Genomic DNA, 12397 nt, shown 5'->3' with positions numbered 1-12397 from the left:
AGCTCATGGGTCACCGCCCACACGATTGGCATGTCCTTGATCTGGACAAGGACCCGACGCCCGGTGACCCGGAGCGGGTGCGCAAGCTCGCGAGGTTCCTGCACGACTTCGCCGATGACGTCTCCGAGGCGTTGCGTCTGGTGAAGGGGATGGCCGGTGAGGGGACGCTGGCGGAGTGGGCGGGCAAGTCGGCGAAGGTGTTCAAGGAGGAGTTCTCCGGCGTTCCGAAGAATCTGAGGAAGCTGGAGAAGTCGTACGCGATGTGCGGGGACGCGCTCGCGGACTACTGGCCGAAGCTGGAGCGGGCGCAGGCGCTGGCGGACAAGGCGTTGGCGAAGGCGCGTGAGGCGCAGGCGGACCTGACGTCGGCGAAGTCGAAGCTGGCGTCGGCTCAGTCGTGGGTGGGGCGGGCGACGAAGGAGGCCGACAAGTACAAGGACGACCCGACGGGGTCGAAGTCGGACGCGGACAAGCCCGACGAGGCGAAGGTGCGGGCCGCGACGCGGGACGTGCGCAGCGCCAAGAGCGCGCACACGAAGGCGCAGTCGGACGTGACGTCCGCGCAGAGCGCGCTGGACGCGGCGAAGAAGATGGCCGCGGACGCGCGGAAGATGCGTGAGGAGGCGGCGCGGGACGCGAAGTCGAAGATCGACGAGGCCTCCGACGCGGGGATTCAGAACCGGTCGTGGTGGGAGGAGATCGGCGACTGGTTCACCGACAACTGGGACAACATCGTCGCCGCCTGCAAGATCGTGGTCGCGGTCGTCGGCATCGTCGCCCTGATCATCGGCGGGCCGATCCTCGGCGCGATCGTCCTCATCGCCGCCCTCGTCGTCCTGGCCGACACGCTCTACAAGTATTCCAAGGGACAAGCGTCCCTATGGGACGTCGGACTGGCCGCACTGGACTGCATACCCGGCATGAAGGGCCTCACCACCCTCGGCGGCCTCGCCAAAGGCATGAAGGCGCTGGGCAAAGGCGGCCTCAAGGCCATGACCAAAGGGCTCGGACGCGGGCTGCGGAAGGGGGCGGACGACGCCGTCGGCAAGAGCAAGCCCGCCAAGGGGCGCTGCAAGAACGGCGATCCCGTCGACATGGTTTCCGGCGAGATGATCATGGAGGAGACCGACGTCAGTCTTCCCGGACTCCTCCCCCTCGTGCTGCGGCGAACACATCTGTCGACCTACCACTGGGGCCGGTGGTTCGGCCCCTCCTGGGCATCGACGCTCGACGAGCGTCTCGAACTGGACGACAACGGAGCCGTCTTCGCGTCCGAGGACGGCATGATCCTTGTGTATCCCGTCCCCGCACCCGGTACTTCGGTCATGCCTCTCGAAGGACCGCGCTGGCCCCTGGACTGGGACGGGGCGCCAGGTGCCCCCCTCCGCATCACCGACCCCGCATCAGGCCGCACCCGTCACTTCGCTCCACCGGCCTCACCTGTCGCCGCGCAGGAGGCGTTCACCCTCCCGTTGGCCGCGGTGACCGACCGCGGCGGGCGGCGCATCGACGTTGACCGGGACGCATCCGGCGCGCCCACCGCCGTGCGCGACTCCGGAGGCCGTCATGTGCACATCGACACCGAGGACGACCGGATCGTCGCACTGCGGCTGCGCAACGAGGCGGACGGGCCCGAGGGCACGACGCTACTGCGGTACGCGTACAGCACCGAAGGGCATCTCACCGAGATCCGCAACTCCAGCGGACTGCCGTTCATGCTCACCTACGACCTCCAGGGACGCATCACGTCCTGGACCGACCGCAACGGCTCCTGGTACCGCTTCTCGTACGACGACGCCGATCGGTGCGTCCGAGGTGACGGCGCAGAAGGATTCCTGTCCTGCACGATCGCCTACGACACTGACGCCCGCGAGACGCGGTATACGGATTCTCTGGGCCACACCACGGCCTATCGGTACAACGAGCGCGGGCAGGTGGTCGCCCAGACCGACCCGCTCGGCAACACCACGCACGCCGAATGGGACGCGTACAACCGGCTGCTCTCGCGGACGGATCCGCTGGGCCACACATCCCGCTTCAGCTACGACGAGCGCGGCAACCCCACCTCCGTGGTGCGGCCCGACGGCACGACGACGAGCTGTGAGTACGACGCCTTCGACCGTCCGGTGTGGATCACTCTGCCGACCGGCGGCAGGCGCGGGTACGCCTATGACGACAACGGCAACCCGACAGCGACGGTCGACGTCGACGGCGCCGTGACCGCCTACGTCCACGACGCCTCCGGAGCACTCCTCTCCGTGACTAACGCGCTCGGCGCGACCCACCGTGTCCAGCCCGGACCGCTGGGCCTGCCCGACGCCGTCACGGCGCCGCTGGGCGGGACCAGCCGGGTCACCCGTGACGCCTTCGGGCGCATCGTCGAATCCGTCGGCGCCACCGGTTCGACAACCCGTACCACCTGGACGGTGGAAGGGCTCCCGGCCGAGCGGGTCATGGCCGACGGCAGCAGCGAGAGTTGGTCCTACGACGGAGAAGGCAACGTCGTCCGCCACACCGGCACCGACGGACGGAGCACGACTCACGCCATCACCCACTTCGACCGGGTGCGGGCCCGTACGGAGGCAGACGGCTCGACGACGTGGTTCGCGTACGACACAGAGTTGCGGCTCACCTCTGTGACGAGCGCGTCGGGTGCCGTATGGACCTACGAGTACGACCCTGCGGGCCGTCTCGTGAGCGAGACCGACTTCAACGGACGCACCGTGTCCTACGCCTACGACGCGGCGGGCCGCCTGGTCCGGCGCACCAACGGTGCGGGGCAGATCACCACGTACATGCGCGATGCGTGCGGACGGGTCGTGCAACGGCGTTCCGGGGAGGAAGCCGCCACCTTCGCCTACGACGCCGCCGGCCAGCTGACAAGGGCAGTCACGCCCCACACCGTCCTCACACTCACACGCGATGCGGCGGGCCGTGTCGTCTCGGAGGAGTGTGACGGACGCGCACTGCGCACCGCGTACGACGTTCTCGGCAGGCGGGTGGAGCGGACGACCCCGTCAGGTGTCGTCAGTCGGTGGGAATGGGACGCCAACAACCGCCCCCTCCGAGTACGACTGGCCGAGAACTCCCTGTCCTTCGGCTACGGGGCGTCGGGGCACGAGACCGAGCGACGGCTCGGCGAGGCGGCGGTACTCACCCAGGAGTGGGACGCCGGCCACCGTCTCACCGGCCAGACGGTCCGGACGGGAGCCGCCTCCGATTCGGACACTCTCCATCGGGCATTGCTGCACCGCTCCTACTCGTACGGACAGGACGGCAGCCTGACGGCCGTCGCGGACCAGACCCATGGCGTCCGCGGGTTCACCCGTGATCGCCTCGGCCGGGTCGAGGCGGTCACGGCCGACGGGTGGTCCGAGCGCTACGCCTATGACGCGGCGGGCAACGTCAGCCGCGCCGACACCCCGGAAGGCGGCCCGCAAGGGGAGCGGGTCCACGACGGGACCCTCATCCGCAGGGCCGGCCACGTCACCTACGTGCACGATCCGCAGGGGCGCCTCGTCCGGCAGACACGCAAGCTGCTGTCCGGGGGGACGAGGGAATGGACCTACGAGTGGGACGCCGAGGACCGGCTCACTCAGGTCACGACCCCGGACGGCTGCCGCTGGGCGTACGTGTACGACGGTCTTGGCCGACGCGTCGCCAAGCGGCGGCTGTCCGACGACGGCCGGACCGCAGAGGAAACCGTCTTCACCTGGGACGGTTCCCACCTGGCGGAACAGAGCGAGTCCGTCGACGGCCCCACCAGGAGCTGGGAATGGGCTCCCGGCACGAACCGCGCGCTGGCACAACTGGACCAGGACGAGGTCGACCGCCGCTTCTACGCCATCATCACCGATGTGGTGGGCACACCCACGGAACTGGTCGACGAGGCAGGCCGGATCACGTGGCGGGCACGCACCACTCTGTGGGGCGCGCCGCTGGCCCACACCTCGGATCCCGTCGACTGCCCTCTCCGCTTCCCAGGGCAGTACCACGACCGCGAGACAGGCCTCCACTACAACTTCCGCCGCTACTACGACCCCGCCAATGCCCGCTATGTCAGTCCGGATCCGCTGGGCCTCGCCCCGGCGCCGAACCACCACGGGTACGTCCCTGACCCCCTTCGGTGGACCGATCCGTGGGGGTTGGTCAACTGCGAGAGCAGCAGACACGGCATCACGGAGCAACGCGAGGCCCACATCGAGGGCCAGCACGGCCCGGGTGCTCAGGACCGAGTGCGGGAGAACGCCGACCCGACCGGACCTGAGCCCTCACTGCCTGGTGAGTTCTACGAGGACTTCTTCTGGGACGCCGACGACTTCGTCCTGGGCCGACGGCTTCGGGAAGGTGTCGACGGAACCCCGGCGATACCCAACCCCCGCGCCCGAGCAGGCCAGGACAGTCATCTGCACCGCTTCGACTACGGCGAGCCGGTAGGTGTGAACGGCAGCGGTCGAGAGACCAGTGTTGTCGAAGTCGTCATCCGTGACGGCCACATCCACACGGCGTACCCGGTCTGAGGCGGCGGTCGGGTCCCGCGTGGTCGACAGCGACCGGGCGGCGTCACCGACCGGTGCTCCGCCTCCCTCCTCGTCGGCGAGCCCCCCAGCCGCCCTGCGGAACGGTCGGTTCAGCGGGTAAATCTCGGACATCCGTGGAACGTGCACGAAATCGTTCGAACGGGGTGCGGTGCGTGGGATTCCGGTCCCGGGGCCCTGTATCACGAGGCGCTCGAGGCGCGGCGGGGGCAGTGGGCTCATGTGTACGTCATGTGTGCCCGGACCTCGGCAGTCGCCGTCCCGACGGACGCTCGGGACGCCCGGCGAGATGCCGTCGGCGCCGGTCGTAAGTGTCATCACGCAGTCGTACGACGGGAGTTGAGACGGCGGTGCGAGACCCACGCGGACGGGTTCCGGACGGCGCATTCGGCCACGTCGCCTGAACACAATTTCCCCACACCCTCTCTTCTTACAGGCCCCGATGGTCTAGATTGACCCTGCTTCGGGTGTTCGGGCACGAGGCGACCGATTGAATGATCTTTAAGTCCGGCGCCGGGGGGAGGGGTTCGTCCGACGCCAGGCGTGGGGGTGATCACACCGCTGAGCCCCGGGGGGGCTCGGGTGCGGGGGCGCACCTGAGGGACCGGCCAGGTCCGCTCGGCTCCATGTACCGGCGCGGCCGCGTGCCGCTGCCGCCGCGACAGGTTGTTCACGTTGTTCTTCATCCGTCCGTAGCCGGCGTGCCGGCGCGGGAGGCGGGGGCCTCCCGTGGCGAGGAACAGCGCGGTTCGGGGGGTGGGGTCCCCCCGGCGCAGACAGTGTCAGGCGAACACGTCGCATCACCGGGGACCTGGGGGGTTCTGTGCGGCAAGGGGGATTGGTCAGCCCGTTCCCGTCGGAACGGGGTCAGCTGGCGGACGGGGCGCCGGCCCGTGACACGGCCGACTGGGAGCACCGCTACCGCCGTACCGTGATCATGAGCGACACGGTGGCGACCGCCGTCGTCGTCGCGGGGATCGGCAACTTCTTCGGCGTCCGGGACGCCGCCAACTGGCACGAGAAGTGGGGCATTCTCGCCTTCGGCACCTGGTTGCTGGTGCTGGGGGCGCTGACGGTGAGCCGGTCGTGGGCGCCGACCGTGCTGGGCCAGGGCGCCGAGGAGTTCCGGCGGCTGGGCCGCTCGCTGTTCATGGCGACCGTCGTGCTCGCGCTCGGCGGGATCGCCCTGACCTCGCGCAACATCAAACTCTGGATCTTCGTCGCGGTTCCCGCGATCGCGCTCGTCACCATGACGATGCGTTACCTGCTGCGCCTGTGGCTGCACCGGCAGCGCAAGGAGGGCCGCTGTCTGCGGCCCGTGCTGGCCGCCGGGAGCCCGGACACGGTGCGCGACCTGATCGCCCGCACCCGCAAGTACCCGCATCTGGGCTGGCGCGTGGACGCGGTGTGCACCACCGACGGCCCCGGACTCGACGGCGGCCGGCTGGACGGGGTGCCGGTGGTGGGCCGGCTGGCGGACGTCGCCGACCACGTCCGCCGCGACGGCTACCGCGTCGTCGCCGTCACCCCCGACCCCCACTGGTCGCCGGACCGGCTGCAGCGGCTGTCGTGGAACCTGGAGGGCAGCGAGGCCGAGATGGTCGTCGCACCGGTGCTGATGGAGGTGGCGGGGCCGCGGCTGCACGTCGACGCGGTCCTCGGCATACCGCTGCTGCGGGTCAGCATGCCGGCGTTCACCGGCGGCCGCCGCGCGGTCAAGGGCGTCGTCGACCGGCTCGGCGCGACGCTCCTGCTGGTGCTGTTCGCGCCGCTGCTGCTGCTGGTCGCGCTGCTGGTGGCGGCGGACAGCCGGGGCGGGGTGTTCTACCGGCAGCGCAGAGTCGGCAAGGACGGCCGTGAGTTCACCATTCTGAAGTTCCGCACGATGATCCCCGGCGCGGACCGCGCCCGCGCCGCGCTGGCCGGCCTCAACGAGGGCGCCGGACCGCTGTTCAAGATGCGCCGCGACCCGCGGGTGACCCGGGTCGGGGCGGTGCTGCGGCGCTACTCGCTGGACGAACTGCCGCAGCTGTTCAACGTGCTCACCGGGTCGATGTCGCTGGTCGGCCCGCGGCCGCCGCTGCCGGAGGAGTGCGCCGCCTACGGCCCGGACATCCGGCGCCGGCTCAAGGTCAAGCCGGGGCTCACCGGGCTGTGGCAGATCAGCGGACGCAGCGACCTGTCGTGGGAGGAGGCGGTCCGCCTGGACCTGCGGTACGTCGAGGACTGGTCCCTCGCCCTGGACACGGTGATCTTGTGGAAGACGCTGCGCGCCGTGGTGCAGGGACAGGGGGCCTACTGATGCGCGGCGGCCGTGGGGCGGCCGGGGTGCGGACCGCAGGCCGAGGGGGCCTGCCCGGGGGGAGGAACGGGTCATGAGAGTCAGCGTTTTCGGGCTCGGCTACGTGGGCTGCGTGTCGGCCGCGTGCCTGGCGAGCATGGGTCACGAGGTCGTCGGGGTGGACGTCAACCCGGTGAAGGTGGACCTGGTCAACGACGGCAAGGCGCCCGTCGTCGAGGAACGGATCGGCGAGCTGATCGCCGAGGTCGTGGGCAGCGGGGCGCTGCGCGCGACCACCGACGTACGCGAGGCGATCGGGAACAGCGAGGTGTCCCTGATCTGCGTGGGCACCCCGTCGGAGCCCAACGGCAGCCTGTGCACGACGTACTTGGAGCGGGTCACCGAGGAGATCGGCGCGGCGCTGGCCGAGCGGGGCGGGCGGCACACCGTGGTGTTCCGCTCCACGATGCTGCCGGGCACTTGCCTGGGCCTGCTGGTGCCGATCCTGGAGAAGCAGGTCGGCGGCACCGCGGGCGTGGACATCGGCGTCGCGGTCAACCCGGAGTTCCTGCGCGAGGGCACCAGCGTGCGGGACTTCTTCGACCCGCCGAAGACCGTCATCGGCGAGCTGGACACGGCGAGCGGCGACGTCGTCGCGGCGCTGTACGAGGATCTGCCCGGCGAGGTGTTCCGGGTGCCGGTGCCGACGGCCGAGGCGATCAAGTACGCGGACAACGCCTTCCACGGACTGAAGATCGGCTTCGCCAACGAGCTGGGCGCGGTGTGCCGGGCGCTCGGGGTGGACTCGCACCAGGTGATGGACGTGTTCCTCGCCGACCGCAAGCTCAACATCAGCCCCGCGTACCTGCGTCCGGGCTTCGCCTTCGGGGGCTCCTGCCTGCCGAAGGACCTGCGGAGCCTGGTGCACGCGGCGCACCGGGCCGACGTGGCGGTGCCGATCCTCTCCCACGTCCTTCCGTCCAACGAGGAGCATCTGCAGCGCGCGGTGGAGCTGGTGGAACGCACCGGCAAGCGAAAGGTCGGCCTGTTCGGGCTCTCGTTCAAGCCGGGCACCGACGATCTGCGCGAGAGCCCGCTGGTGGAGCTGGCGGAGCGGCTCTTCGGCAAGGGGTACGACCTGCGCATCCACGACGCCAATGTCAGCCTGTCGCGGCTGCTCGGCGCCAACCGCGAGTACATCGAGAACCGGCTGCCGCACCTGGCGCAGCTGCTCGCCGACTCCGTGGAGGACGTGCTGGACCACGCGGAGGTCGTCCTGGTCGGCACGAAGGACCCGGCGGTGCTGTCGGCGCTGCCGCACGGCGACGACCCCGTGATCATCGACCTCGTCCGCCTCCCCGACGCCGACGCGCGCCGGGCCGAACCCGGGTACGTGGGCCTTGCTTGGTGAGCCGAAGGGCGCGCGGGGCCGCCGCGCGCTGATCCTGGTGGAGAACCTGTCGGTGCCGTTCGACCGGCGGGTGTGGCAGGAGTGCCGGACGCTCCGCGACGCCGGCTGGGAGGTCGACGTCATCTGCCCGCGGGGCGCCAAGCGGGACACCGAGCCGGAGGCCGTGATCGACGGGGTGCGGATCCACCGCTACCCGCTGCGCGCGGCCACCGGAGGACCGGCCGGCTACCTCAAGGAGTACGGGGCCGCGCTGTGGCACACCGCGCGGCTGGCCCGCAAGGTCGGTCCGGTGGACGTGGTGCACGCCTGCAACCCTCCCGACCTGCTGTTCCTGCCCGCGCTGCGGCTGAAGCGGCAGGGCGCGAAGTTCGTCTTCGACCAGCACGACCTGGTGCCGGAGCTGTATCTGTCCCGGTTCGGGCGGGGCAAGGACCTGCTGTACCGGGGCGTGTGCGCGCTGGAGCGGGCGACGTACCGGGCGGCGGACGTGGTGCTCGCCACCAACGAGAGCTACAAGGACGTCGCCGTGCGCCGCGGCGGGCGGCGGCCCGAGGACGTGTTCGTGGTGCGCAGCGCGCCCGACACCGAGCGGTTCCACCCGGTGGACCCGGAGCCGGAGCTGAAGCGCGGCAAGCCCCATCTGCTTTGTTATCTGGGCGTGATGGGCCCGCAGGACGGCGTCGACTACGCGCTGCGGGCGCTGGCGAAGCTCCGCGACGAGCAGGGACGTACCGACTGGCACGCGGTGTTCGTCGGCGCGGGCGACACCTTCGACGCGATGCTGGAGCTGTCCCGGGAGCTGGGGCTCGACGGCCAGGTGGAGTTCACGGGACGCGTGCCGGACGCCGACCTGGTGCGCTGGCTGTCCACCGCGGACGTGTGCCTCTCCCCCGACCCGTGCAACCCGCTCAACGACGTGTCGACCATGAACAAGGTCCTCGAGTACATGGTGATGGGCCGGCCGATCGTCTCCTTCGACCTGAAGGAGGCGCGGGTCTCCGCGGGCGAGGCCGCCGTGTACGCGAAGGGCGACGACGAGGGCGAGTTCGCCGCGCTGATCGCCCGGCTGCTGGACGACCCCGAACAGCGCGCCCGTATGGGGAAGTACGGGCAGGAACGGATCAACGGCCCGCTGGCCTGGCGGAACTCGCAGGCGGCGCTGCTGGCCGCGTACGAGGCCGCCGTCAGCAACGGTGCGGACGCTGCGGCCCCCAGCGGGCGGGAAAGAGGCACGTCCCTTGAGCGATGACGCGATACGCCTGGTCACCGTCGGGCGGATGCTCCGCGGGCGCGGCAGGCTGCTGACGGCCCTCGTCGTGCTGGGGGCGCTGGTCGGCCTCGGCGCCTCCCTGGTGTTCCCGCCCCGGTACTCCACGTCGGCGTCGGTGCTGCTGCCGGGCGCCTGGGAGGAGCGGGTGCTGCTGACCCAGGCGGAGATCGCCACCAGCACGGTGGTGACCGACCGTACGGCCGCCGCGCTGAAGTGGGACGGGGTCGACGGCGAGGAGCTGCGCAAGCGGGTGCGCGCCGAGGTGACCGACGGCAACATCATCAAGATCTCCGGGACGGCGGAGAGCCCCGCGAAGGCGCAGCGGCTCTCCGACGAACTGGCGCGGCAGTTCGTGGCGTTCTCCGCGCGGATCGGGGAGGAGACGGCCGACCCGACGGCGGCGGCCGGTCCCGAGCAGCTGCGGCAGACGGTGCTCACCACCAGCCGCCGCATCACCGAGCTGGCCGACGCGGCCGACCCCGGCCGGACCGTGGAGAGCGTGCAGACCCGCACCGAGCTGGCGAAGCTGCGCACCGCGCTGCAGGAGGCGGTCGAGAAGCTGAACCAGGCGCAGTCGGGCACGGCCGGCTCCCGCCTGGTCGTCATGGGCCCTGCGGCGAAGCCGTCCGGCGAGGCCCCGCCGACCCGGGTGCAGCTGATCGCCGCCGGTGCGGTGCTGTTCCTGCTGGTCGCGGTCGTCGGGCATCTCGGCGCGGCGCGAGTGAACCGCCGGCTGCGCTCCGAGCGGGAGATCGCCGCCGCGCTTCGGTCGGGGCTGCTCGGCGGGGTCGACGTGCCCGCGGCGAAGGGCGTGCGCCGGCCGGAGGCCGACGGCTCGCGGCACCCGGTCCGCCGGCTGCTCGGCCTGGACACGCCCTGGAACGCGCCCGCGCCGCCGGTCGCCGGGGACGAGGCGAGCCTGGGGATCCGGTACCGGCGGGGGGGGGGGCGGTACAGGCCCGCGTCCGCGTCGCCGCGCGGCGGCTGCTGCTCGTCGTGCCCGACGACGACGGTGTCGCGCTGCGTGCGGCGGAGCGGCTGGTGGAGGAGGCCGGCGGCGACCCGCGGCTGCGGGTGGCGGAGGTCTCCGCCGAGGCGCCGCTGGTGCCCGACCGTGAGGAGGAGTCGGGCGTCCTGGTCGTGCTGAGCGCGGGCACCCGCACCGCCGCCGAACTGGCCGGGTTCGCCGAGGCGTGCGCGGACGCGGGACACGACGTCGTCGGCATCGTCCTGGCCGACGCGGTCCGGACCCGTCCGGCGCGGTCCGCCGGCCCGCCGCGGGAGGCCGCCGCGCCGGCGCTCGCCCTCGGCGACGGCGCGCGGGGAGGTGCGCGATGACGAGTACGACAGCGGAGCCGACGGCCGCCGCTCCCCTGCTGGATCTGCAGGCTTTGGTGGTGTCGGTGCGCAGACGCCGCCGACTGTGGGGCTCGCTCGCGCTGCTGGGGCTGGTGCTCGGGGCGGCGGTGGCGGTGCTGCTGCCCCCGCCGCCGACCGCCGTGGCGAAGGTGCTGGTCGCCCACCAGGACGACCAGCCGAACGACCCGGGCACCCTGATCCAGACCGACGTGGCGCTGCTGCACACCACGCGGATCGCCGACGCGGCCCTGAAGTCCCTCGACTCCTCGCAGAGCGCCGAGGACTTCATGGAGGACTACGAGGGCGCGGGCCTGACCAACAACCTGATGGAGATCAAGGCGACAGGCGACACCGGCGCGGAGGCGGTGGACCGCGCAGAGGCGGTGGCCGAGGCGTTCGTCACGGACCATGTGCGGCGGATCAAGGAGGCCGCGGCGGCCGACGCCTCGACGCTGATCGCGCAGCGCGACCGCCTGCAGAAGGAACTCGACCAGGTGAACGAGGCGATCGGCGACGGCCCGCCGGAGGGCAGCCCGCAGGAGTCGGCGAACCTGGAGACGCTGTTCGCCCGCCGCGCCGAACTCAGCTCCCGCATCAGCGACTTCTCGCAGCGGGCGGCGGAGGCCCGGGTGGGCACGCCCCGGCTGATCGCGGGCACGCAGATCGTGGACGCCCCGCACACCGTGAAGCACTCGCTGCCGAAGGCCCTCGCCACCGACGGCGGCATCGGTCTGGTCCTCGGTCTGGTGCTGGGCCTGGTGGTGGCCGCGGTCGCCTCCGTGGTGGGCGACCGCCCGGTGCTGCGCCGGGACATCGCACGCCATCTGGGCGCGTCGGTCACCGCCGAGCTGTCCAGGACCGCGCTGCGGCCGGGCCTGCTGTGGCGGCGCAGGCGCAAGCGTGCGGCACGGACCCGGCTCACCTCGTCGCTGGCCCGTACGGTGCGCTCTTCCACGGAGCCGCTGGCGCTGCTGGAGCTGGGCTGTCCGCGCGGGGCGGGCGTGATCGCCCTGGACCTGGCGCGGACGCTGGCGGCGGACGAGCCGGTGGCCGTGGTCGACTCCCTGCCCCGGCACGGGCTCGCCGGGCGCCGGCGGAAGCCGGGCGACCCGGAGGTGGTCGGGGTGGAGCGGGCCGCGGCCCTGCCGTCCGACCGGCGCCGGATCGGCGTGGCGTCGGTGGCGCCGGGCGCGGCCTGGTCCGACCTCGCCGACCTGGCGAGCAGGGCCGTGCTGGTCGTCCGGGCGGGGCACGGCACCACCGCGTGGCTGCACACCGTGGCGCGGCAGCTCGCCGACCGGCGTGTGGAGGTGGCCGGCGTGGTGCTGGTCGACCCGGATCCGCGGGACCGGACGGACGGGACGCTGTGGGACGGGCCGTTCCCGGTGCCGCGCGTCCGCGAGGGACGGCCGGCCCGGCAGAACGGCACGGGGTCCAACCCCACCGTGCAGGCGGTGACGGACGGCCCGCGCCGTACGGAACGGCTGCCGATGTGGGCGGCGCGGGTCCCGGACAGCGACCAGGAGGCGCGGTAGCTC

Annotated in this window: 5 protein-coding genes and 1 pseudogene; all 6 read left to right on the top strand. The window is 71.9% G+C overall.

The features are described 5' to 3' along the window. Positions 1-5 precede the first annotated feature (5 nt). Positions 6-4520 carry a DUF6531 domain-containing protein gene (locus AY578_RS25430; RefSeq protein ID WP_215048198.1) on the top strand — a complete coding sequence of 1505 codons (4515 nt, stop codon included), beginning with the start codon at positions 6-8 and terminating at the stop codon, positions 4518-4520. Positions 4521-5361: 841 nt separating this feature from the next. Continuing rightward, a complete protein-coding gene (locus tag AY578_RS25425; protein ID WP_215048196.1) occupies positions 5362-6840 on the top strand; it encodes a sugar transferase in 1479 nt (492 codons plus the stop codon). Positions 6841-6913: 73 nt separating this feature from the next. Further along, positions 6914-8230: a nucleotide sugar dehydrogenase gene (locus AY578_RS25420; RefSeq protein ID WP_019526437.1), complete on the top strand. Its 1317-nt coding sequence runs from the start codon at positions 6914-6916 to the stop codon at positions 8228-8230. Further along, on the top strand, positions 8220-9479 hold the full coding sequence (locus AY578_RS25415) for a glycosyltransferase family 4 protein (RefSeq protein WP_019526436.1): 1260 nt from the start codon (positions 8220-8222) through the stop codon (positions 9477-9479). Before AY578_RS25420 ends, AY578_RS25415 begins: the two co-directional genes overlap by 11 nt. Further along, positions 9469-10838: pseudogene (locus AY578_RS25410) on the top strand (YveK family protein). Before AY578_RS25415 ends, AY578_RS25410 begins: the two are co-directional and overlap by 11 nt. Continuing rightward, a complete protein-coding gene (locus AY578_RS25405; RefSeq protein WP_136238006.1) occupies positions 10835-12394 on the top strand; it encodes a Wzz/FepE/Etk N-terminal domain-containing protein in 1560 nt (519 codons plus the stop codon). The pseudogene AY578_RS25410 and the gene AY578_RS25405 overlap by 4 nt, the downstream one beginning before the upstream one ends. The last annotated feature ends 3 nt before the right edge of the window (positions 12395-12397 follow it).

The organism is Streptomyces thermocarboxydus (assembly GCF_024760485.1).
GTDB classification, from domain to species: domain Bacteria; phylum Actinomycetota; class Actinomycetes; order Streptomycetales; family Streptomycetaceae; genus Streptomyces; species Streptomyces cellulosae.
Note: the sequence above shows the minus strand (reverse complement) of the source record. Positions and strands in the feature narration are given on the sequence as shown.